Annotated in this window: 23 protein-coding genes and 1 riboswitch; of the genes, 1 reads left to right on the forward strand and 22 read right to left on the reverse strand. The window is 43.7% G+C overall.

Annotated features, from left to right (window positions below; translation table 11 throughout):
- Positions 1–133: 133 nt before the first annotated feature.
- The 9 genes from B3F51_RS03420 to B3F51_RS03460 form a co-directional block, all read right to left on the reverse strand.
- On the reverse strand, positions 134–997 hold the full coding sequence (locus B3F51_RS03420) for an energy-coupling factor ABC transporter ATP-binding protein (RefSeq protein ID WP_286945479.1): 864 nt from the start codon (positions 995–997) through the stop codon (positions 134–136).
- Positions 998–1,021: 24 nt separating this feature from the next.
- A complete protein-coding gene (cbiQ, locus tag B3F51_RS03425; protein ID WP_286945481.1) occupies positions 1,022–1,900 on the reverse strand; it encodes a cobalt ECF transporter T component CbiQ in 879 nt (292 codons plus the stop codon).
- A gap of 46 nt (positions 1,901–1,946) precedes the next feature.
- Positions 1,947–2,723: a precorrin-6A reductase gene (gene cobK / locus B3F51_RS03430; RefSeq protein ID WP_286945482.1), complete on the reverse strand. Its 777-nt coding sequence runs from the start codon at positions 2,721–2,723 to the stop codon at positions 1,947–1,949.
- Positions 2,724–2,838: 115 nt separating this feature from the next.
- Positions 2,839–3,031: riboswitch (cobalamin riboswitch) on the reverse strand.
- Positions 3,032–3,105: 74 nt separating this feature from the next.
- A complete protein-coding gene (locus tag B3F51_RS03435) occupies positions 3,106–3,717 on the reverse strand; it encodes a 4'-phosphopantetheinyl transferase family protein (protein WP_286945483.1) in 612 nt (203 codons plus the stop codon).
- A 157-nt stretch (positions 3,718–3,874) separates the two neighbouring features.
- Complete coding sequence (locus B3F51_RS03440) at positions 3,875–4,378, reverse strand: ferritin-like domain-containing protein (RefSeq protein WP_324251102.1); 504 nt, start codon at positions 4,376–4,378, stop codon at positions 3,875–3,877.
- A 35-nt stretch (positions 4,379–4,413) separates the two neighbouring features.
- A complete protein-coding gene (msrB, locus tag B3F51_RS03445; RefSeq protein WP_286945484.1) occupies positions 4,414–4,857 on the reverse strand; it encodes a peptide-methionine (R)-S-oxide reductase MsrB in 444 nt (147 codons plus the stop codon).
- A 57-nt stretch (positions 4,858–4,914) separates the two neighbouring features.
- Entirely contained in the window at positions 4,915–6,975 is a 2,061-nt protein-coding gene (locus tag B3F51_RS03450; RefSeq protein WP_250933477.1) for a thioredoxin domain-containing protein, read from the reverse strand.
- A 65-nt stretch (positions 6,976–7,040) separates the two neighbouring features.
- A complete protein-coding gene (locus B3F51_RS03455; RefSeq protein WP_286945486.1) occupies positions 7,041–8,729 on the reverse strand; it encodes a hypothetical protein in 1,689 nt (562 codons plus the stop codon).
- Positions 8,729–9,451, reverse strand: coding sequence for an ABC transporter ATP-binding protein (locus tag B3F51_RS03460; protein WP_070372416.1), 723 nt, complete (start codon positions 9,449–9,451; stop codon positions 8,729–8,731). The genes B3F51_RS03455 and B3F51_RS03460 overlap by 1 nt, the downstream gene beginning before the upstream one ends.
- Positions 9,452–9,669: 218 nt before the next feature.
- Here B3F51_RS03460 and B3F51_RS03465 point away from each other — a divergent pair, with 218 nt between their 5' ends.
- Positions 9,670–10,533, forward strand: coding sequence for a 4Fe-4S binding protein (locus B3F51_RS03465; protein ID WP_286945489.1), 864 nt, complete (start codon positions 9,670–9,672; stop codon positions 10,531–10,533).
- A 285-nt stretch (positions 10,534–10,818) separates the two neighbouring features.
- Here B3F51_RS03465 and B3F51_RS03470 read toward each other — a convergent pair whose 3' ends face one another.
- From B3F51_RS03470 to B3F51_RS03530, 13 genes are all read right to left on the reverse strand, one after another.
- Positions 10,819–11,439, reverse strand: coding sequence for an ABC-2 transporter permease (locus B3F51_RS03470; RefSeq protein WP_286945492.1), 621 nt, complete (start codon positions 11,437–11,439; stop codon positions 10,819–10,821).
- Complete coding sequence (locus B3F51_RS03475; RefSeq protein ID WP_286945493.1) at positions 11,439–12,296, reverse strand: ABC transporter ATP-binding protein; 858 nt, start codon at positions 12,294–12,296, stop codon at positions 11,439–11,441. The genes B3F51_RS03470 and B3F51_RS03475 overlap by 1 nt, the downstream gene beginning before the upstream one ends.
- Position 12,297: 1 nt before the next feature.
- Complete coding sequence (locus tag B3F51_RS03480) at positions 12,298–12,672, reverse strand: GntR family transcriptional regulator (RefSeq protein WP_286945495.1); 375 nt, start codon at positions 12,670–12,672, stop codon at positions 12,298–12,300.
- A gap of 112 nt (positions 12,673–12,784) precedes the next feature.
- Positions 12,785–13,465 carry a M48 family metallopeptidase gene (locus B3F51_RS03485; protein WP_250933490.1) on the reverse strand — a complete coding sequence of 227 codons (681 nt, stop codon included), beginning with the start codon at positions 13,463–13,465 and terminating at the stop codon, positions 12,785–12,787.
- A gap of 26 nt (positions 13,466–13,491) precedes the next feature.
- The gene (locus tag B3F51_RS03490) at positions 13,492–17,004 is read right to left on the reverse strand and encodes an AAA family ATPase (protein WP_286945498.1); all 3,513 of its coding nucleotides are present in this window, start codon (positions 17,002–17,004) and stop codon (positions 13,492–13,494) included.
- Complete coding sequence (locus B3F51_RS03495; protein WP_250933496.1) at positions 17,001–18,221, reverse strand: exonuclease SbcCD subunit D; 1,221 nt, start codon at positions 18,219–18,221, stop codon at positions 17,001–17,003. The genes B3F51_RS03490 and B3F51_RS03495 overlap by 4 nt, the downstream gene beginning before the upstream one ends.
- A 141-nt stretch (positions 18,222–18,362) precedes the next feature.
- A complete protein-coding gene (locus B3F51_RS03500) occupies positions 18,363–18,821 on the reverse strand; it encodes a hypothetical protein (protein WP_228881012.1) in 459 nt (152 codons plus the stop codon).
- A gap of 60 nt (positions 18,822–18,881) precedes the next feature.
- Positions 18,882–19,316 (reverse strand): hypothetical protein, encoded by a 435-nt coding sequence (locus tag B3F51_RS03505; protein WP_148636618.1) that lies wholly within the window; start codon positions 19,314–19,316, stop codon positions 18,882–18,884.
- Between the two features lie 101 nt (positions 19,317–19,417).
- A complete protein-coding gene (locus B3F51_RS03510) occupies positions 19,418–19,954 on the reverse strand; it encodes a hypothetical protein (RefSeq protein ID WP_228881015.1) in 537 nt (178 codons plus the stop codon).
- 18 nt (positions 19,955–19,972) lie between these two features.
- Positions 19,973–20,545, reverse strand: a complete 573-nt coding sequence (locus tag B3F51_RS03515) for a DUF3267 domain-containing protein (protein ID WP_263992726.1) — start codon at positions 20,543–20,545, stop codon at positions 19,973–19,975.
- A 131-nt stretch (positions 20,546–20,676) separates the two neighbouring features.
- On the reverse strand, positions 20,677–20,892 hold the full coding sequence (locus B3F51_RS03520) for a LytTR family DNA-binding domain-containing protein (RefSeq protein ID WP_243134732.1): 216 nt from the start codon (positions 20,890–20,892) through the stop codon (positions 20,677–20,679).
- An 11-nt stretch (positions 20,893–20,903) separates the two neighbouring features.
- Positions 20,904–21,398, reverse strand: a complete 495-nt coding sequence (locus B3F51_RS03525) for a LytR/AlgR family response regulator transcription factor (protein ID WP_243134730.1) — start codon at positions 21,396–21,398, stop codon at positions 20,904–20,906.
- A 177-nt stretch (positions 21,399–21,575) separates the two neighbouring features.
- Complete coding sequence (locus B3F51_RS03530) at positions 21,576–21,977, reverse strand: hypothetical protein (RefSeq protein ID WP_148636615.1); 402 nt, start codon at positions 21,975–21,977, stop codon at positions 21,576–21,578.
- Positions 21,978–22,241 lie beyond the last annotated feature (264 nt).

The following is a 22,241-nucleotide window of genomic DNA, read 5'->3' on the forward strand; positions in this document are numbered from 1 at the left end:
ACCAACGTTATTTTTCACTCTTCCTCCTCTTGTTTTACTATATATTAAGGGTTTGCAAAAACCGTTGAGCGCTCATATTAATTTTTGCAAAACCTGCTTAATCTTTAATAATTGTATCCCTTATCGTTACTCGCTAAATCATCGGTACTGATGATTCAGGATAATACAAATTGTTTTCCAGCAAAATCTTCAGTTCCTTGGGGGTGGTGGGATAAGCATCAGTGTTCTTTACCATTTTTTTCTCCACCAGCATTTCATAGACATCCAACATCGTCGGCCGCTTCAGATTGGCCTGTTTAAGAATTTCCCGGTTTTTAAAAATCTCCAGCGGTGTCCCATCGGCGATGATTTTCCCCCGATCAAAAACAATCGCCCGCTCGGCCCAACGGTAGGCAAAATCGACATCATGAGTGGAGATCAGCATCGTCTTGCCTTCTTGCCCCAGCTTGACCAGCACATCTTCCAGCATTTGAGCATTGAGGGGATCCAGGGCGGCGGTGGGTTCATCAAAGATAATCACTTCGGATTTCATGGCAATAATATCGGCAATGGTGACCCGCTTTTTTTCGCCGCCACTCAAATAGTGGGGTGGACGATCCTTAAAATCGAGAATATTCATGTAAGTCAGGGCCTCATCGACCCGATGGATTACTTCTTCCCGGGGCAGTTTTAAATTCATCGGACCAAAGCCAACCTCAGCCATCACTGTGGAGGCAATGATCTGGTTATCGGCATCCTGAAAAACAATGCCAATGTTTTTTCGGAGTTCTTTTAAATTCTTTTTATTAATGACGGTACCCTGATAGCTGATTTCGCCATGATCGGCCTTCAGCACCCCATTGACATTAAGAAAAAACGTCGATTTTCCGGAGCCGTTGGAGCCAATCACGGCAATCTTTTCGCCTTTGTAAATATCGACACTGACCCCTTTCAGGGCCGGGTTACCGGTTCCATAACTGTAATGAAGATTATTGACTTTAAGTATTGGCTCTCTCATCGATTGACCTTTCAAATTGAATCCTTATTTTGTAACATACCAAAGCAGCAGCAGAAAAAGCATAAACCCGACGGCGTAGATCACCTGACTGATCTGAAACGGTTTTTCATCCTCCAGAAAAACCAGGTCGCCTTCATAGCCTCTGGCTTCCATGGCGGTATAATAGGTATTGGCCTTTTTAAGGGAAAGTACCAGCATATTGCTGGCGACATTGCCAAAGGTTTGGCAGGAGGTCTTAAAATCGCAATAACCCTGCCGGGAATCGGCGGAATTGCGCATGTTGTTAAATACGTCCAACAATATAAAAATATAGCGGTAAATCAAATTCATCAGTTCAATGATCAGCTTGGGTACATGGGCTTTTCGCAGTACTCCGATAATTTCAGAAGATGGTGTCGATAGGGTCATCATAATCATCGCACTGATCGCCCCAAACACTTTCATCATCAGAAACAACATTTCCTTAAGCTTGGCAATCGACGTATACAGGTAACCAAATCCGAGATAGAGATTGAACTGGCCAATTGGCTGGCTTGAAAAATCAATGCCGATGGCAACGGTACTCAAAATGATAAAGGTAAGCGGAATCATCAGCACCGACAGATAAGCTCCCAGCGGTAAGCCGCCTTTGACAACTGTTAAATAAGCCATGCTGACAATCACCGCCAGCGAGACCAGCTGGTTATTAAGCACGATGCAAAGCAGCAGGGTCAACCCTGAAAAGGCCACTTTAAAGCTGGGGTTCCAGTCTCTGATTTTTGAGGCATAAGCATAATAATCAATGGCTGATCCTTCGCCGTGTTTATGACCGATTTGATGATGATGCTTGTAATGATGATGGCTGTTATCGCTTTTTTCATTCGTTCGGACAAAACCAAGCCGTTTGGCTGAACTGTTTTCCATCTGCACCCATCCTTTCTTTATCTATGATTCCTGTCCATTGCCTGCGCTACTTAACCGTATCAATACGATCGATACATTCAATCAACGCATCAACCGAACTGAATTTATTACTGCACTGCTCTTCAATGCGATCAACAAGAATGATCCTCATTCCCAGCTTTTTAGCGGCGTTGATCTTATCCACGACGCCACCCATGTTGCCGCTTTCTTTGGTCACCAACACCTCTGCCTGGCAGTATTTAAAGAGTTCCATGTTCAGGGCTTCGTTATAGGGCCCTTTGATGGCAATGATGTTTTTGGGGCTGAACCCCAGGCTTTCACATTTACTTAAAACCTTCCAGTCCGGCAGCACCCGCAGATAGACCCGCTTTGAATAGTCCGGAATTCTTTTGAAAATATCAATTCTATTACTGCCCAAAGTCAACAGAATGTTTCCTTGGCAGTTCATCAGAACATCACAGGCTTCCCCATAGCTCTTAACAACGGTAATATCCGGATCATCTTCGTATTTTAGCCGCTCCCGTTCATAACGAATATAGGGCAGATTTTCAAATTTGCAGACATTGATGGCATTTCGGGTTATTTCTGACGAAAAGGGATTGGCCGCATCAACTAAACAGGTTGGTTTTAGGGTTCTGATCAAATGGGTAATGTGATCTTTATTGAGTTTTCCCTGATAAATATCCAGATTCTTAAATTCCTCCAACATCCCGGCACCCAGACGGGTCGTAACGGTTACAGCCGTGTCATGGTTATTTTCTAATAGTCTCGCAATTACAGTCTTGGCATCGGTTGTCCCGGCTATTACTAATACTTTTGACATCTTCCTCCATCACTCTCATTTATATTTTTGCACAAAAAAACCTCATTATCTCTAAACAAGACAATGAGGCCGCAAAAATGCGCACAAAAATAAACCTCCTCCATCTCTCGTAGAGTTTGAGATACACAAACAGGCAGGTCTTCTGGCTTGAGCGTCAACATTGCCTCCTGCCTTCCCATTTCTGGTGGCATTCCTGGAGAAACTCGTCTCTTACAGCGGCGGGACCGCGGGGGATTTTCACCCCTCTTCCCTTTTCACCGGCTTATAATACATTGATTACAGCCGACACCTGTTTATTTATTTAATTCTTATATTTTTCTTAATTCAATAGTACTATATCAAATTTTTCCAGTTTTGTCACGTATTTTTTATCCCAGCGATTTTACGCTCTGAATCGTTCCGTTCTTAAACCCAGCTCGGCCAATGACATTCCGGTGATGGAAAACACATAGGCTTCATCAGGGTCAACCAATGTGATGGCTTCTGAATCGATGGACTCAATTGTTTTTAAATCATCCCTCAGACCGGCCCCTGTTTTTTTCATCAAACTTTCTTTTTTAGTCCAGATTTTCGTAAAAGCCAGGGCCTTGTTATCGCTTTTATTAATCAATTTTAATTCCTGCTCGTTACAGACATATTCAGCCAGCTGGCCATCATAGGCCGCCACGGTTTCAATATCGACCCCGACATCACTGGTATGAATGGCACAGATTACTCCATTTTTACAATGGCTGAGATTAAAGTGGATCTGGGGATAGTCGCTTAAATATGGCTTGCCCTTGGCCGAATAACAAAAGCGAAGCTTTTCCGAAATACCATATTCATTTTTTAACCCGTAATTCAGCAAAACATAGCCCAATACCGACAATTTCTGATCAAGCTTTTGCCGATACGCTGTTGCCTTTTGCTGCCGTTCGTCAGGAAGCAACATCAGACTGCGTTTAAAAAGTTCATCTGAAAATTCTTCCATTTGATCAAATAAATAAACTGCCATTTATACCCCTTCACTTTTAACTTTAATAGTAGCACTATCTTAACAATTTTTTTCGTTCTTGACTATTTTTTTCATAAGTAAAGGGCTAAACCATTCTTCAAATGAAGGTAGTCCAGCCCATTTATTTTTTAATACCGTTAATCTGAAATGATTTATTTTAGTATTCTTCCCGGACTCCAAATTCGGCGTCTTCCACCCATTCTTCCGGACGTTCGACCAGGGTAATCAGATTATCAAAGATTTTATAATGATTCTCTTCCTGCTTGACCAGGTAACCAAACAGTTTTTTAGTTTGTTCATCTGCTGATTCCTGATAAAATTTCTGATAGAGTTCGATGCTGTCCTTTTCCATTTGCAGAGCCATCCGATAGACATCCAGCTGATTGGGGATTTTTTCGAATTTGTTTTTAAAATCACCCCGGTCTTTAAAAACATTGTTGGTATCTGCCAATGCTTCATTATCAGCTAAATCGTAACTTATTTTTGCCAGCTCATTTTTTAGCAATACGGCGTGACCATTTTCGTCCTCGGCCAATAATAAAAACACCGCATTTAACGGATTGTCCTGATTGTTTTTTGCTTGTTCACGGTAATATGCTTCGCCGTCACGTTCCATCTTAATTGCAAATTCAATACTATTCATTTCTTCACCTCTCATCATTTATTAACCTCGTCCTTTGACGATCTTATACTAAACTACTCAAGCAAATTTAAATAAGCGCCATAACCCTGGGCTTCCATTTCCTCGGCTGGAATAAAACGCAGCGCCGCACTGTTAATGCAGTAGCGCAAGCCTCCGGTGGTGATCGGACCATCCTCAAAGACGTGACCCAGGTGGGCATCACCAGTGACGCTACGAACCTCAGTCCGCTTCATCCGCATGCTGGTGTCACTGAGTTCTTTGACCACTTTGGGATCGATCGGTTTGGAAAAACTGGGCCAGCCACAGCCCGATTCAAATTTATCGCTGGATGAAAAAAGTGGTTCGCCAGTGGTGATATCGACATAGATTCCTTTGCGGTATTCATTGTAGTATTCATTCTGAAACGGTGGTTCGGTGGCATTTTTCTGAGTCACCGCATATTGATCCGGGGTCAAGGTCTTTAATAAGGTCTCCTGATCCTTCTTTTGATAGTTCATTATCGTTCCTGCCTTTCTCGTGATGCTTCTGTTCTACCCCATTTTTCCTGATCTTAATCAGTCTTTTATAATTTTAAGAAAGCTTTCAAGATCATTCACCGGTTGCTCGCAACGATAGTTTTTACAAATATAGGCAGTCGGTTCGCCATGAATCATCTGCTGATTAACGGCAAACTCATTGATCTTTTTGAGATCGGTTTCGCTTTTATTAAACAGTACCACCGAAAACGGCAGAAACTGCTGATTTAAGTGACGGTTCATTTCACGAATCGTCGCATCGGTCTCATACCCGGCAAAAACCACCTCAGTAGTAGGCTGTTCATGGAATAATTTGGCACAGAGCATCATCGTACTGGCCATCGGTGCCTGATTGAGGTTTCCGGCAAAATAGCCAAATATCCCGTTGACAATATCGATGTATTTCTGCTCTCCGGTTATTTTGCCCAGCTTCAGCAGACAATAAGCAGCCAGGGCGTTTCCCGATGGCTTGGCATTGTCGTATACTTCCTTGGGCCGGGCAATCAGTTGCTCAGTATCATTGCCGTAGAGAAAAAAGCCAGCAGTGCCAAATTCATCGCCAAAGAGGTTGATCATATCCACCGCCCGGACAATCGCTTTTTCAAGATACTCGGTTTTAAAACTGGCCTGATACAGTTCCAGATACCCCCAGATGACACTGGCATAATCATCCAGATAGCCGAGAATTTTGGACTCTCCCTTGCGGTACCGGGCGTAGAGCCGGCCACTCAGCCGGGCCATGTTGTTTTCAATAAAGGCCATGGCCTCTTCCGCCTGTCGGACATAGACGGTTTTGTTAAAGATCCGTCCCGCCATCGCCAGAGCGGCAATCATCAGCCCATTCCAGGAGGTTAGGATCTTATCATCTTTATGGGGATGCACCCGCTTTTCCCGCTGAGAAAAGAGATCGGCTGTCATCTCATCGAGCGCTTTTTCCAACTCGGGATTGGCTTCAATCAGATCGAGATCAGTATCGATCATATTAACAATGTTCTTGCCCTCAAAATTACCTTTTTTTGACATCGGATAAAACTTAAAAAAGACCTCGGCCCGCTTCTGGCCCAGTATTTTTTCCACCTTATCCATCGACCAGACATAAAATTTGCCTTCTTCCCCTTCCGAGTCGGCATCTTGCGCGCAATAGAAGGCCCCTTCCGGGGAACGCAGATCGCGGTTGACATAGGTAATGGTTTTTTCGGCAATTTTTTTGTAGAGTATGTTGCCAGTAGCCTGGTAGGTTTCAGCATAAACCATAATCAGCAGGGCATTGTCGTAGAGCATCTTTTCAAAGTGGGGAACCAGCCACTGTTCATCGGTTGAATAGCGGGAAAACCCAAAACCGATATGATCAAAGATCCCGCCTTTATACATTTGCTGCAGGGTTTTTTCCACCATTACCAGGGCATCGGGCTGCTTAAAGGCCTGATAGCAGCGCAACAGGTAAAAAAGATGATGGGGGGCGGGGAATTTGGGAGCCTTGCCAAAACCACCATAGCGGTCATCAAAGCTTTCATCAAAAAAATCATAGGCATCAAAAAAGATCGTTCGCTTTAGTTCCTCTTCCCCTTTTCGCACCTCCAGATTATTGAGCAGTCCGGTCATCCGATTGGCAGAATCAATAATGTCTTCATTATTTTTTCGCCACTGGCTTTCAATACCCAACAATACATCAATCAAGCCAGGGTTTCCAAGCCGAGAGTATTTGGGTAGATAGGTGGTGGCATAAAAAGGTTTGCGGTCAGCGGTCAGAAAAACATTAAGGGGCCAACCGCCCTGACCGGTACTGACCTGGGCAAAGGTCATATATATCTGATCAATGTCTGGCCGCTCTTCCCGATCGACCTTGATGCTGATAAAATATTTATTCAGGATTTCGGCCACGGCTTCATCCTCAAAGGATTCTTTTTCCATCACATGACACCAGTGACAGGTGCTGTAGCCAATTGAAAGGAAAACCGGTTTGTCCTGTCGCTTGGCCAGATTAAAGGCCTCGTCCGACCAGGGATACCAGTTTACCGGATTATAGGCATGCTGTAATAAATAAGGACTCATTTCATGAACAAGTCGGTTTGCTTTCTTCTTTACGTCGTCAAGAGCCATTGTGTCAACTCCTTTTTATAGTTTTCGTTACTTGCTATTATGCCCCTTAACCATTAACCTGGGCTTTAATTACCTTCAAAATTCAAAAATTCCGCTTCCAGGCGACGGCTGATCACCTGGTAAAAAACCACACTGAGAATTGCGCTGATCAGGGCAAATACTCCGTAACCCAAAATTGGATTGACAAAATACCCCAGCAAACCACTGATCCCAATTAACAGCCCGGTATAGGCCATCCCCACAAAAAGCGTGATCACCACATTCATATTGTTTTTAATGGCCTTTTGGGGGTTATCCCAATTGAGCAGCGGTCGGTTCATGTCCATAAATAATCCAAACAACAAAATCGGCAGTGACCCCAGTATCCCCAGAACGATGGTTATCACAAGGGTGGACAAGGGTAAGGGGAAAATGAATTGCACCGCAATGATTGTAAAGACGATCCCCAGGCTTTGAATAAACATCGCCACCCCGGTTCGCCCCACAATCTGATCTCTGGCAGTCACCGGAATCATCCGGGTCAGCCAGGAGGCTTTTCCTTCCCGGGAAAAGGTCGAGGCGGTAGTGGCTGAGGTACCTCCAAAAAAGATAAAAAAGGCAATCAGTAAAAAGTTGATCAAAATCGGCATGGCTCTGAAAAATTCCTGCATCCCCTGTAAATCTTCCGGGGGAATTTCAATAAATGAAACACTGAGGAGAATGCAAAGCGGCGCAATAATCACCACGCTGACATTATTAAAAAAGTATACCGGGGTCCGTAACAATAGCCGCAAATCCATGGTAAATATTGCCATCGCTCCGTGACTCTTTTTCCCCAGCACTTTGCTGCGCTGGGCCCCGCTTAATGGTTTACCCTTTTTGATTATTTTGCCGCTGACAATGCTCTTAAGATAAACCCGATTGCCGATTGTAACCATCAAAGCGCAGGATAACAGCGTGATTCCCAGCAGTGTTGCAACCCAACCCAACGACATCAGGGTGATTTTATTAAGCGCCCAGGCCATTAAAAAGCTGGTCGGCATCAGGTAGCCAATGCTGTTCAACAAGCCTTCATTATTGGTCAGAATCGTATTCATCAACAGCTGAAAATCCGCCTCATCACCGCTTCCCAGTTGGCTGGTAAACCAGATCTGAACCGTGAAAATGACGGCAATCCCGATAAAGACAAAAACAATCTGCAGCATATCCTTGCGTCCTTTGAGGGAAGCCGATTGCATAATCAGCATGATCACGGCGGTCATTAATGAGAGCGGCAGCACCGGGACAGTTAAAAAAACCAAAAACGACAGCAGCCCATAAAGCAGCCCCATGCCCTGACCGACACCATAAATAATCAAAATCGGAATAAAAATAAAGGCCGCAAAAATATATTCAAACACCAGAATGCTTAAGAATTTTGCAATGATCAGTTTTCGTTGACTGATTGGCAGCGGGATCAGTTCTTCAATGTTATCAGAGAAATAGAATTCTGAAAGAATGTACATGACCCCAAAAACAATGATCAGCACCGTTGCCATAATATAACCAATGCTTAAAAAAACCGAGGTCTGATTAATCAGTGTCAGTCCAAAATAGGTGGCCGACATGAGTGAAACATACATAAAAAAGGCCGGGATCAACGCTACTGGCACAATAATCAGGGTAAATAACTGTTTGTAAAATTCTTTTTTATTAAACTTCTGATTGTAGAAGAACAACGAAAATCCCAATGATTCGTTGATAAATAATTTGGTTAACGAGATAATTTCTTTCATTATTCGGTCAACTCCAAAAAAATATTCTCAAGTGACTCCTGACTCCCGGCTTTTTCACGAATTTCAGCCATGGTGCCCACCTCAATGAGCTTGCCCTTCTTAATAATGGCAATCCGGTCACAAATTTTTTCGGCCACATCCAATACATGGGTGGAAAAGAAAACCGATCGGCCCCGGTCGCAATGTTCCCGCATGATTTTTTTTAGCTCAAAGGATGCCTTGGGATCCAAACCGACCATTGGTTCGTCCAGAATAAAAACCTGCGGATCATGAATCAGTGCTCCCACCAGGGCCAGCTTCTGCTTCATCCCATGGGAAAAGGATCCAATCGGATCATTGACGGCATTTTTGATTTCAAAAATGTCCAGATATCGTTCAATCCGTTCCTGTCGGTCAGAAGCGGGCACCTGATAAACGTCGGCCATGAATTTTAGATACTCAATGCCCTTAATCTTTTCAAACAGCTCCGGATTGTCCGGTACATAGCTGAACTGTTTTTTTGCTCCCAAAATGTCCGTCTGATTATCGATGCCGTTGATCCTTATCTTCCCGCTGTTGGGTGCCAGCAAACTGACAATCATTTTGATGGTAGTGGTTTTTCCCGCTCCATTGGGCCCGACAAATCCGAAAATTTCTCCAGGATGTACTTCAAAACTGACATCATCGACAGCTTTTTCGTTTTTATTGCCATAGGTTTTTGAGATATGTTCAAGTATCAGCATAGTCGCTCCTTTTTTCTTGGTGATTCTGTTTATTTTAACACAACTCTAGCCGTTTGCGACGATAAAATTTAATATTGTTTTTAGAAATAAGGCATACAATAGAGACAATACATATCAGCATTCAAAACGGATAACTGGTCGGCGGCGAAAAGTTTTTTTTATTTGCGACCACTTATTTTTTTGAATTGCCTCACACCTTTAGGAAAGCAGGTAATTGCGTGATCACAAAAAACGAAATTGCAGAATTGAAAGCCCAGGGGATCTTAGCCCAGCAACAGGAAGGATATTTTTCGATTCGGGTTTTAAGCCGGGCCGGAAATTTCACCTCAGCTGAATTAAAGACCCTGGCCGAAATTGCCGAAACATACGGCCGGGGCTATCTGGGCGAAACCACTCGCTTAGCCATTGAAATTCCCTGGATCACTTTTGAAAACCTGGATGCCGTTAAATCTGCCCTCACCGCTGGTGGACTGGTTTTCGGCGGCACCGGAAAAAAGATCCGGCCCCTGGTAGCCTGTAAGGGCACGGTTTGTCAGCATGGTCTTTATGACACCCAGAAACTGTGCGGCATCTGTCATGACCAATTTTTTGGCCGGGATCTTCATGCTAAAACAAAAATCACCTTTGTGGGCTGCCCCAACAATTGTGCCAAGGCCAACACCAACGATATTGGCCTGGTGGGACAGGCCTACATCCAGTTTGATTGGGATGCCTGCCTAAACTGCGGTAAATGCACCAAAGTCTGTCGAACCCAGTCGCTGACAATGCTCAATCAAAAACTACTTTGGAATGAACGCCAGTGCGTTAATTGTGGAAAATGCGCCCAGGCCTGCACCACTGGTGCCATCACCGAGGAGGTTCGCGGCATTGCCGTCTATCTGGGTGGCCGAATGGGTCGGGGGTACCGGTTTGGTGACCGTTTAACCGACCTTTATGCAGCCGAAGAGATTCCCAATCTGATTGATAAAATTCTGGAAACCTATCTGGAGCTCGGTAAAGACGGGGAACGGATTTGTGGCGTACTCGACCGCATCGGGATCAGTGCCTTCGAAGATGCCTTGCAGGAACGGCTGGAAGACTAATTACCGAACGTTTACAAAATGATACCGAACATACAAAAGGGCTGATTTCTCAGCCCCGAGGTTGTCGCTAAACTACCGTACCGACCAATTGTTAATCTGTTGTTCGCTGCGGAATCGGACAGGCGATGCCNNTGTCCGCTCCGATGCGTACAACATGATCTAACAATTGTCGGTACTGGGTTATCTTTTTTGACAGTCTGAAGAGCTGATTTCTCAGCCCCCTTTTTGTGTTCAATACGCACCTTAAATTAATTCGTTAAGTGGTGTCTTTCAAAATGGTTCTTTCTAAAACTCTTTCTTGCGATAAATTTTAAGCGAGATCAAATAAGAGAGAACGACTCCAGCGACGGAGAAACCTATTAATGCGATCAAATAAATCCACGGATTTCCGGTGGTTGGCATGGGGACATTGAACTGTTCCAACAATAGAATCAAGGCCGTAGGCAGCAGCGCACAAAGGAACAGCATCAGTCGGGCTTTTTCAGTCCCAAACTTATATATCAGGGGAATAATCACCGAACCAAAGATTAAGGCCACCAGATAGATTACCCCGATGATGGCCAGAATTTCCAGGTCAAATCTTTTGCCCATGATGACGCTGCCAACTATTCCAACAGTCAGTGACAAAACGGCCCCCAGGGTGTTTAAGATGACCATCACCAGATACTTACTGAGTACCATTTCGGCTCGGGTCACCGGCATTGTTAACGCATAAGCGTCCCACTTGGCCAGATCGTCATAGCTGATCGTGGTCACCACCATCATGGCAAACATCAATATAATCATCCCAAAGATAAAACCATTGCCTTGTGGCAAGAAAACAACGGCGAAAAAGACCATCATCACGCCCAGCATTTTAAATGTGCTTTTTAAATTAAGCAGATCTTTTAAGATCAATCCTTTCATTATTTTTGCCCCCTTACATAAAATAACATAATTTCTTCAATGGTTACCCCATCCACAACCGCCTCCGGATATTTTTTACGGATAGCCGCCTTATCTGTCACCAGCACCTCAAAACTGAACTGATTCTTGCGATAACGGATAAACTCACTGCCCTCGAGTTTGCGGAAGTCTTCTTCGCCGCATTTCAAAATCCCCATTTGGGAAAGCAGGGTCTCTTTTTCTTCGTCAAGCAGAATTTCGCCCTGGTGAATAAAGACAATATAGTCCGCAATCTTATCGAGATCACTGGTAATATGGGACGATATCAAAATGGCATGTTCTTCATCCTGGATAAACTCCATAAAGACATCGAGGATTTCCTCCCGGACAATCGGATCCAGCCCGCTGGTGGCTTCGTCTAAAATCAGCAGCTCCGGTTCGTGGGATAGCGCCACCGCAATCTGCAGCTTCATTTTCATCCCCCGGGAAAATTCTTTGATGATCTTATTTTCCGGCAGCTTGAATTTTTTCAGATACTGCTGATACAATTTCTGATTCCAGTTTTTATAGATGCTGGCCAGCATCTTTGAGATATCACCCGTTTTTAAATTATCGTGGAAGTTGCAACCATCCATCACAACCCCGACTGACGCTTTTATTTTTTTCTCATCTTTTAGGTTATCCATGCCCAGCATCTCAATGGTTCCCCCATCCCGTTTGATCAGATTCAGGATTGCTTTAATGGTCGTGGTTTTACCAGCGCCATTCTCACCGATAAAGCCGACAATACTGCCTCTGGGCACCTTAAAACTGACATCTTTGAGTTGAAAATCCTGATAGTTTTTGTTTAAATTTTTAATTTCAATGGCATTCGTCATGTTATTCTCCCTTATACAATAGTTCTAACAATTCACTGAGTTCGGCCCAGGAAATATCGCTGCTTCTGGCAATATCCACCGCTTTCTGCAAAAACTCCTCGGCCAGCCGCAGTTGCTCTTCCCGGATAAATGATAAGTTCTGGTTGGCCACAAAACTGCCTTTACCGGTGACGGTTTCAATAAAGCCATCCCGTTCCAGATCCGAGTAGGCCCGCTTGGTGGTAATCACACTGATGCGCAGCTCCTTGGCCAGAAAGCGCATGCTTGGCAGCGCTTCACCGGGACTCAGTTCACCGCTGATAATCATCTTCTTGATTTGCTGGGCAATCTGTTCATAAATCGGTTTGTCACTGGAATTGCTAATGACAATATTCAACTTACCACCTCATTTCGCTTGTCTTAGTGTATATATACTATATATACACTATAAACTCTTTTCCCTTACCTGTCAAGTTTTTAATCAAAAAAAATAAGCGAGATGATCTCGCTTATTCCCAGCACTGAACGCTTAGTTTTTTCTGGAGGAGTTTCAGCTTTTCCCGTTCCGATTTGTAATTGGGGAGTACCTGCTCAACGATTCGCCAGAAGTTGGGGGAATGATTCATTTCAATCAGATGGGCCAGCTCGTGGACGACCACATAGCGAATGGTGGCCTCTTCGGCCATCACCAGATACCAGGAAAAATTGAGATTACCGGCTCTGGAGCAGGAACCCCAACGAGTGCGGGCACCGTTTATTTTGACAGCCTTGGGCTCTAATCCCATATGTTTGGCCAGATCTTTTACCATATCGCCGAGCACCTTTTTTGCCAGCGTTCGGTAGACACCCACCAGACTGGTTCTTAATTCCTCGGCCGACATCTGGGCATAAGCATAAAAGTGCTGGCCATCAAAACCGAAAGCTGGTTTTTCGACTGGCTCCAGAGGAAATTCGTGGCCCAGGAATAGGAGCTTGGCCCCAAACCGCAATGCAAAATTCTCCCGCTCTGTCACCTGTTGGGCCACCGCCCCGTGGTGGGTGTCAATCCAATGTTGGTGCTGGGCTACAAAATCCGCTACGACCTTCTGCGGGGTTCCATTGGGAACCCGCACCTCAATTTCAGCGTTCTTAGTGATATAGAGTCCCATCGTTTTTCGTTTTGAATACTTGATTGTATAATCCCTTGTCATTGTTGTCCTTTTATATTTTAATCCATTTATTTTTCAATTCGCACCTTGCTGCCACCAACTCCGGCTTCGCCGGGGGTAATCAGCAATTTAACCGGCATCCGGTTCTTGATCGATTCCACATGGCTGATGATCCCCACCTTCAGGCGATCGTTATGCAGCATTTCGATGGAATTCATCACCACCTCCAGGGCATCTTCATGTAGCGAACCAAAACCCTCATCGAGAAAGAAAAATTCCAGCGGGGCCCGTCCTTTTAACTGGATTTCGGCGGACAGCGCCAGCGCCAATGCTAATGAGGCCAGAAAGGTTTCCCCACCGGACAGGGTTGAGGCGTCCCGGGCCGCGCCGCCATTTTTGTAGTCCCGGATAATGAATTTCCCCTCATCGTCAGCTTCCAGTCCGTAATTACCGTTGCTGATCTCAGTGAGCCGTTTGGATGCCGCAATGGAGATGTACTTAAGTCGGGAAACGGCCACAAATTCGACAAATCGCTTGCCCGAAAACAATTTTTCCAGATCAGCTATCAGACCCAGCCGGTGATCCACCTGTTCCTTTTGCTCTAAATAGTTCGCCAATTCAGCCAGTCGCTTTTCCAGCTCATCAACACTGGTTTTTAAGCGGATATCCAGAACTTTCTGTGTTTCGATATCTGCTTCCAGGCGCTGATGAACCGAGCAAATCTCAGCATAGGCGACATCGGTCATTTCCCAGCCATTAATTTTCTGGTTCAGATCTTCCAGCCTGCCCGCTAATTTGGTGTGACTCTGACGATAACCCTCTATTTCCATTTCCAGATTTTTAATGGTTTGATCCGGGATACAGGCGTTTAAAGCGGCGATCAAATCAAGAAAGCCATGCGCCATCAGTTGTTTTTTTAACCCTGCCGCGGTGATATCGTATTGGCTTTCCAGCGTTGTCAGATTTGCTTTTTGAATGGTTACCATTTCCTGTGTTTTCTCGTAGGCTTCCCGCGCCGCATCCAGCTTTGTTCTGGCCGTATTCCAGGCGTTTTCGATCCATTTTATATTACCTTGAAACTTATTTTTCAGTTCATCCAGCTCAGGCAATGGGTAGTCTTTTCCCAGTTTTTCCTCAATGGCACTTTTCTTTTCCTTAAACTGCTGAGCCTTTTGGCCGATCAGCAGCAAAAATTCCTGAACCTGTCGGTTGACCCCATGAATGACTTCACTCTGTTTTTCCAGCTGTTGCTGTTGGTCATTAACGGCCGTTTCCAGTTTTTCAAGATGATCCATCAATTCGCTGCGACGCTGATCGAGCTTTTTTATGGTTTCATTGGCGGCGTAAAAATCATAAGCTTTATTAACCTTGAGCTGCTTTCTTAATTCCGCCCCTTCTGTCTCCAGCTCTGCACAAGCTGTTTCTTTTTTGCTTTTAAGCACTTCCAATTCCCGGGTCTGAAGCAGTAGCGCTTCCCGACTTGCGTTTTTTTCTTTAAGATCCCCTTCCAGCTTCAGTAACTGGTTTTTGGCCTCCTGATTTCGGGCTTCCAGCTTTTTTAAACGTTCTTCCCAAACTTCCAGTTCCTGACTCCGCTTCGTATTGGCAGCCACCAGCAATTCCGGCTGTCCTTCGGGTATCGCTTCACCAAGACTGGCAATTTCAGTTTTTAGCTGCTTCTGATTTTCAACCAAGGTGGTGAAACTGCCGGTTAGCTGGGCAATTTCAGCAGTCAGTTCGCTTAATTCCTGCTCCTGTTGCTGGTGGGCTTTTTTTATCACCGCCTTGCGAATGGCGTCATCCGATTCATCCCGATCCTCGGCGAAAGGATGTTTTGTTGCGCCGCAAACCGGGCAGGGTTTTCCATCCTTTAACAATTCTCTTAGTTTAAGGCCGAAATTCTTGTTTTCCAGCTGGATCAGTTCTTCTTCCACTGCTGCCATCTTTTCTTTTAAAAGCTTTTCCGCCGCCTTTTTTGTCCCAATGGTCTGAATCAGGGCATCGATCTGACTTTCCAACGCAATCATACTTGCATTTGCCTGTTGTTGTTTAAGAAAAAGATTCTGGCAGTGAAGCGCCGCTTCCTTTTCCTTTCCGATACTATCCCAGCTCGCTGGCCGGGCCTTTTCGAGAGCAATAAGCTCCTGCTCAACAACTGCTTGCTCGGCTTCTTTTACCTGCTTCTGCGCTTCCAGGTTCTTCTCGCTTTCAAGCAATGTATTGATCTCAGTCTGGTTTTTATTAAGGCGTATTTGATCGTCCGCTATTTCATTTTTTAATCGGATTATTTCTTCGGTAACGGCCATCCCCCGGGTGATTTTTTGGCGATAGTCCGGTTCGATCCGACATTGTTTTTCTTCCCGTCGCTGGGCAATCAGTTGTTTTTTTTCTTTTTCCAGTTCTTCCTGCAACCTGGTCTTGTCATTTTCCAGGTTGATTTTTTGATGATTCGCCTCATCCATTTTTTTATTCATCTCACGAATTTCTTTATCCAGGGCCAGCTGAGCTTGTTTCCAGCCAATGGCATCATCCACCTTTTCCAGCTTGCTCTGAAATTTGAAGAGGTTTTCGGTTTTATAGGTATCGGTTTGATTAAAGCTTTTTTCACATGTCTCTTTTTCATCAAACAATTGGGACAGCTTTTCTTCGCTGTCAGCCAAGCTGCGCCGACCCCTTTCAACCTGGGTTTTTAGCGTTTCAAAGGCTTCCAGAAAGGGACGCACCTCTAATGCCTTTTTTCCCAGCCGCAGTTGCTGTTCCTTGCTTTTTATTTCAGCACTTCTCGCTTCCAGGTCCGTAAGTGCTGCTTTGGTATCTTTTTGCTCTGCCAGCAAGGCCATTAATTTTTTTGCTTCTAACAACTGGATATCGAGCGTATTAAACTTTTCCCGGTTTGTTTGAAGCTGGCGCTGATTTTCTTCATAACTGTGCTTTTTTTCGGCCAGCGCTTCCGGAGTAACACCCTCATAGGTATTCATGCTGCCGAGGATTTGGTTTTGCTTTTCCACTTCCCTGATCCGCTCGGACTTGAGCCGATTGGCAAGATCATCCCCATATTTGGACAAATTAAACAGCCGCTCCAGCATATCCCGGCGGGGCTTGCCCTCCAGCTTCAGAAAATCGCTGAATTTACCCTGGGGCAGCACCACGGTTCGGGTAAAATCGGTCAGACCCAGGCCAATGATTTCCTCGCAGGCATTGGTCACCTCGGTGGTTTTATCCGCCAACACCAGCGGCCCTTGCGGTCTTAATTCCAATAACTGGCATTTTCCCTGATTGATGCCTTCGTTTTTATTGCGCTTAAACTCCCGACTGACCTGATAGGTTTTTTCCTCCGCACCGTCGATGACAAACTCATAGACGACACTGGCCTTGTCGTCGTTGACATTGATGTAATTGGAGCTGTTGCGGGACAGCTTGCCATAAAGCGCCAGGGTAATGCCATCGAGAATCGTCGATTTACCGCTACCGGTAGGGCCAAAAATGCCAAAAATACCCGCCTCGGTCAGGGTTTCAAAATCAATTTGCTGTTCGTCCTGAAAACTGTTAATGCCTTTAATTTTTAGCCTTATCGGTCTCATTGTTTATCCTCCTCAACAACCAGCGACAGCAGCAGTTCCAGCACCTCATCATCGGCTTCGGTGCCCCGTTCCCGGCGGTAAAATTCTTTAAAGACATCGCCAAAGGATTTCTCTGTCAAGGCTTCCAGGCTAGCCTCAGTTTCTAAAGTGGTCAGCCGGGGGATTACTTCCAGAATATCATTCTTATGGGCCTTCATTTTTTTGATTTCATCTTCCCGGATATAATGATCCGTCTCAATTTCCAGATAAACCCAGCAGGATCGATCCGCATTGGCCGCGCATCGGGCGATGGCATCATCGACATTGTCACATTTCCAGACTTCGATGGGCTTGTATACTTTCAGATCTATTTCACTGATTTCATTTTTGACTGTAACGCCATTGCTAACAACAATTTCAGCGATTATGCATTTTTTCCCGTAGGCAATTTCCCGGCGGTTAAAATGAATCGGTGACCCGGCATAGCGGCCCCGGCCATTGGTACCGGGAATTACCTGTGGTTTATGAATGTGTCCCAATGCGATATAATGGGCTTTTTCGGGAAAGCACTGGCCATCGACAATATAGGTGCCGCCCAGCTGAATGGTTCGCTCTGAACCGGCTTCCTCGCTGCCCATGGCAAAGATGTGAGTGGTCACCAGATTGATGGTATCGTCTCTGAAATGGCACTCCAGTTGCGAAAAATAGCTGTGAATCCGATCACTGTAGGACTTTTGATTTTCGTCTTCGGCGGTGGTCAGATCATATAAAACCTCATTGAGCCGTTTTTCACTGGGATAGGGCAAGAGCAGAATCACGGCCCGCTCGCTGTTGATCTCCAGTTCCACATAACCTTCTCCCGCTGCCACCACCTGATGCTGGCCGTAAGCCCCGGTGGGGATGATCGTTTTGGGTACTCCGGCCATCAGAATACCATGATCCCGGGCCAACGGTCCCGGCGCTTCAAGCCGCTGGGGATTATCGTGATTACCGGCGATCACCAGAATCAGCCGTTTGCCACCGTCGGACAATTGCTTTAAGGTCTCATAAAACAATTCCTCGGCCCGGGCTGGCGGATTATAGCTGTCATAAACATCCCCGGCGATGATCAGCAGATCTATTTTTTCGTCTTTGACGATTTTAACAAAGTCCGCCAGAAAGCAGGCCTGCTCATCCATCCGGCTATGACCTTCAATATTTTTGCCTAAATGCCAATCGGCGGTATGTAATATTCTCATTTGGGTGTCCTCACTCGTATCCGTTTTGTTTATTATCCCACAGCCGCTTTTTTTTGTATAGACTAAAAAAAGCTCCGGCCAATGCCGGAGCGAGAGGTTATTGTGCTTCTATCACCATTGTTCTGCTAAAGCGTATAATCATTAATCAAAGTTTGTCATTGCACTCTCTTTTGAAGCAAATAAGCCTCTTGTCAAATAAAATCCAGCCAGGGTCGGGATGAGATAGAAAGCTGGCGCATTTGTAATCAAAGCCGAGTTGAAATTCATATATGAGAAAAGAATAGCTGCCGGTGTGTAAGGCATATAATATAAAAAGCCAACAATAAATGCAATAATCAGAAACGGTCCGTTTATTTTAATTTTAAGTGTTGCTGGTTTTCTGGTCAATAATTCTAACAACATTCCAAACATCATGCTAATCAGAGGTAGCGTAATAGCCATAAAGAAAAAACCATCACTGAAAAAAAATGGCAAGGTTGAATTAAAGTTTGAATCGATCGGACTATTCTTTACTACAAATTTCACCTTTTCAATAATACCTATATAGATTATCACTGATGGTATAACCAGATACGGATAAATCTTTTCTAAAATTCGCAAAACAAGGGCTTCCTTTCTATAAAAACGCTTCACTATTTTTCAGCTATCCATTATTATAATTTATTGGTCGGTGTTTGTAGACGACCTACCTGAAAACAAACTCTCAAACATAAAGAATCCAGATAAAATCGGAATCAGGCATATTAATTGGGTCATAGATTTTTCACTATAAATAATCGCTGGCATTGGCACAAGGATACCTAGATGTATCATAAAATATATCGCTGCACCTATAAGCGCAATCACAACATAGAATAGATCAACTTTAAGTCGCAGCTTTCCACTCTTACACATAAAATGCAGTAGAAAGCCAAGCATAAACCATTTAAAAAATCCAATCAGCATCATCCCCCAAAAACGACTTGAATAAAAACCATAACTCAGCGATTCCATCGTATTAAAGCTGTTCTGAATGGATATGACCCAAGTATCCATCAGTATAAAAAATAGCAGATACCCGATCATTAAAGCAACGTTTATCATTTTTTCCTTCATATCATCATTCTCCTTGTCTGAACAACACCGTCTGCTACTGCCGCAACCAGGGCTGGGCAGACTTTTCTCCCCTTTTATAATTCTGTATGGTGCAGTTCTTATTACTCAATCAGCAATTTTAATTTGTGATAATTAAAATCATTCAGGCCCAGTTTAAGCACTTCTTTGTTTTTCAAATGGACAACTAGAGAGTATGTATCCAACGTTTTTTTCTTCATCTCGTACCGGTCAATATCCTTGATATCAATAACCCTTGAAAAATTGTAGATTAAATAATTGTTACAGATATAAGCCGTATTGTGGAAGATCGATAGATACCAGATAATAGGAATAAAACCGTAGATAATTAAATGATGCGGCTTATCAAAATCCGCATTTGTAAGACTTAATAGACCAATAATGTACAACAGCTTTCCCAACAGAATTTGAAAATAGCCGGAATAATTGCCAATACTTAACTTACCCTCATAGGGATATTTAAAGATAATTCTAAATCTCAGATTGATATAGAAGAAGATGACGGCAAAGCCAATCAAAATTATGGTGTCAATAGGGTTATCAACCTGAAACAATAAGTAAACCGATAATCCCAGGATTATGATTAGTAGTCCTAAATCAAGATAATATTGTTTTTTCATTTTCAAGCACCTCCGCTATTAAAATCTCCAGTATGACCGCGAGTCTTTATTTTGAATTTTTGCATTCGCCGGAATTTTGGTCAAAATCCCATAAAATGACAGGACATCCAGACTCGATAAAACCATATTCATAATCGCAATTTTTGATAAAAGTGGGTAATTTATATTTGAGATCATTAAAAAAAGAACGGGTATAACCGTTAAACAATGATCGGCAATATTAAACCCCAATAAAAATCTTTCTTTTTTTATATCCCATAAATATGTTGCGTAAATAGCACCTCTATACGTTCCAATAAAAATATCCCTTGATGAAATTTTATCTGGAAAAACTATCACATGTAGCATTTCATGAATGGGCACTAAGGCTAATAAAATCACAAAATCTTGAAAACTATCAATCATACTCAAATGATAATCCGCTCCCAGCCGGATCTTTAACATCAGCCCAATAATAAACATGGAAATGAGAATAACTGGAATTGACATCAAACAACGTTTTAAAAAACTCGGCTCATCAATGGCATGATAACCCTCATTCTCAGGATCAAAGTCGTTGTTTTCCGGAATTTTTTCAAATAGAAATCTCATGATGCTGGCTCCTTTTATGTCTTTTACTGGCCTAAATCTACCACACATTTTCATTTGTGCGAGATTATGTTGAAATTGATGTATTTTTTTGTAGTGTTCTAAGATTCTTATTCAAATTTAAAGCGGTATCATTACCCCAACCTTTCGATCTCATAACGCAGCTGCAAAGCTCTGATTTCTTTTCGCTTTAACTGACTAATTGGCAGACAGTCCGAATTTGACATCCTGACCTCATTATATTTAAAGGTGACGACATGTTCATAATTAACCAGATAAGATTTGTGAATCTTCATGAATTGATCACCTTCTAGCTGGGGGTAGATATCCCCTAGCTTGCCGTAAAACATATCTTCTCCCGTTATCGTGGTGATCTTAATCTCCGATTCACACTTTGAAAATAGAGTATATTTTTGATGGGAATCTTATATGTCACGGCTGCCTTTCGATAGCAGAAAACGCCCCCCAGGCAGCCATTTAATTTCATTGCCAGATTAATGTCTTTTATCAGCATTGCTGCATTAATGGGTTTTGAAAGAAAATGCATCGGGCGTACTTCAAAAAGATCTTTATAATAATTTTCTTTCCCAGACACATAGACAATCTGCATCGTTTGATTATCCATCTCCTCGCGGATTTTCCGACCCAGCTCAAGACCATTTAGACCTTCCATTTCAATGTCCAGAAAGACCAGATCAAAATCATGTTCATGTTTTATAAACTCAGCCAGTCTTTCACCAGAATAAAACACATCAATTTCGATTTCCTCGACAAAAATACCTTGGTTTTCTAAAATAATCCCTTCTAATTGAGAACAGATGGCTTTTTTATCATCACATATCCCGATTCTAAACATTTTGGCACCTCTTTTCTAGACAATAAACTCATTTTACCGGAAAATAAAACAACTGTCCAGCCGTGCTAATAATATGAATGCGAATTTATAAACTGTAAGCAATAAAAAACAGTACCAACGAACAATTTTTTGTTCGTTGGTACTGTCAACACTTTCAATAGTAAAAATGTCTATTTATTAGTTGATGGCATCCACAGCGGTCATCAACTCCGAAATCGAGCTGTACCAGTTTTTAATCATATGGCGCATCAGCCCCACCTGTTCAGCTTTGGCCAGCAGCCCAAAGATTGGAATTTTGGAGCCGTAAGCCGCACCGATTTCAGCCCAGGCATCACAGCCGGATGGCCCGACGTAGATAATCAGGTCGGCACTGGTAACCGATGAGATACAAAAATCAAAAACCCGTGTTCCTTCAGCTGACTCAATAAAATGCGTCAGCTCTTTTTGCGAAAGAAAGGCTTCTTCCGGCCGTCCTTCCCGGATCCAGGACAGGATTGTGTGGCCCCGGCTTTCCAATAAATCAGTCAGCATTTCAACCGCATGCTGATGCTTCCATGATGCAGCAATATATATTCTCATGATTCCTCCACTTTGCGAATAAGATAAGCTCTCTGTTTATTATAACCGGCTCTGCTCTTATTCACAAGTAGCGGTTGTCTCTCCAATCGGGAATACCGTGCTGCACCAGTCAAATTATCATTGGATAATTTATTTTACCGCACTGCCGGCAACTTTGACGTTTTTCTTCTGTGGTTTGACTTTACTGCCATTGCCACTGAGCCAAATATAGCCCTTACCCACGGATAACCCCTGCACCACAGTGGTAAACAGCACAATGGCATA

This window comes from Acetobacterium sp. UBA5834, from assembly GCF_002435675.1.
Lineage (GTDB): Bacteria > Bacillota > Clostridia > Eubacteriales > Eubacteriaceae > Acetobacterium > Acetobacterium wieringae.

Bases quoted from the DNA above. Each gene is read 5' to 3' on its own strand.
- B3F51_RS03515 (WP_263992726.1), bottom strand. From the start codon at position 20,545: ATGAGATTTCTATTTGAAAAAATTCCGGAAAACAACGACTTTGATCCT.
- B3F51_RS03505 (WP_148636618.1), bottom strand. From the start codon at position 19,316: ATGAAGGAAAAAATGATAAACGTTGCTTTAATGATCGGGTATCTGCTA.
- cbiQ (WP_286945481.1), bottom strand. From the start codon at position 1,900: ATGGAAAACAGTTCAGCCAAACGGCTTGGTTTTGTCCGAACGAATGAA.
- B3F51_RS03510 (WP_228881015.1), bottom strand. From the start codon at position 19,954: ATGAAAAAACAATATTATCTTGATTTAGGACTACTAATCATAATCCTG.
- msrB (WP_286945484.1), bottom strand. From the start codon at position 4,857: ATGAACTATCAAAAGAAGGATCAGGAGACCTTATTAAAGACCTTGACC.
- B3F51_RS03475 (WP_286945493.1), bottom strand. From the start codon at position 12,296: ATGACGAATGCCATTGAAATTAAAAATTTAAACAAAAACTATCAGGAT.
- B3F51_RS03455 (WP_286945486.1), bottom strand. From the start codon at position 8,729: ATGAAAGAAATTATCTCGTTAACCAAATTATTTATCAACGAATCATTG.
- B3F51_RS03470 (WP_286945492.1), bottom strand. From the start codon at position 11,439: ATGAAAGGATTGATCTTAAAAGATCTGCTTAATTTAAAAAGCACATTT.
- B3F51_RS03495 (WP_250933496.1), bottom strand. From the start codon at position 18,221: ATGAGAATATTACATACCGCCGATTGGCATTTAGGCAAAAATATTGAA.
- B3F51_RS03530 (WP_148636615.1), bottom strand. From the start codon at position 21,977: ATGAGAATATATATTGCTGCATCATGGAAGCATCAGCATGCGGTTGAA.
- B3F51_RS03525 (WP_243134730.1), bottom strand. From the start codon at position 21,398: ATGTTTAGAATCGGGATATGTGATGATAAAAAAGCCATCTGTTCTCAA.
- B3F51_RS03490 (WP_286945498.1), bottom strand. From the start codon at position 17,004: ATGAGACCGATAAGGCTAAAAATTAAAGGCATTAACAGTTTTCAGGAC.
- B3F51_RS03440 (WP_324251102.1), bottom strand. From the start codon at position 4,378: ATGATGAGAGGTGAAGAAATGAATAGTATTGAATTTGCAATTAAGATG.
- B3F51_RS03485 (WP_250933490.1), bottom strand. From the start codon at position 13,465: ATGACAAGGGATTATACAATCAAGTATTCAAAACGAAAAACGATGGGA.
- B3F51_RS03520 (WP_243134732.1), bottom strand. From the start codon at position 20,892: ATGTTTTACGGCAAGCTAGGGGATATCTACCCCCAGCTAGAAGGTGAT.
- cobK (WP_286945482.1), bottom strand. From the start codon at position 2,723: ATGTCAAAAGTATTAGTAATAGCCGGGACAACCGATGCCAAGACTGTA.
- B3F51_RS03460 (WP_070372416.1), bottom strand. From the start codon at position 9,451: ATGCTGATACTTGAACATATCTCAAAAACCTATGGCAATAAAAACGAA.
- B3F51_RS03450 (WP_250933477.1), bottom strand. From the start codon at position 6,975: ATGGCTCTTGACGACGTAAAGAAGAAAGCAAACCGACTTGTTCATGAA.
- B3F51_RS03420 (WP_286945479.1), bottom strand. From the start codon at position 997: ATGAGAGAGCCAATACTTAAAGTCAATAATCTTCATTACAGTTATGGA.
- B3F51_RS03435 (WP_286945483.1), bottom strand. From the start codon at position 3,717: ATGGCAGTTTATTTATTTGATCAAATGGAAGAATTTTCAGATGAACTT.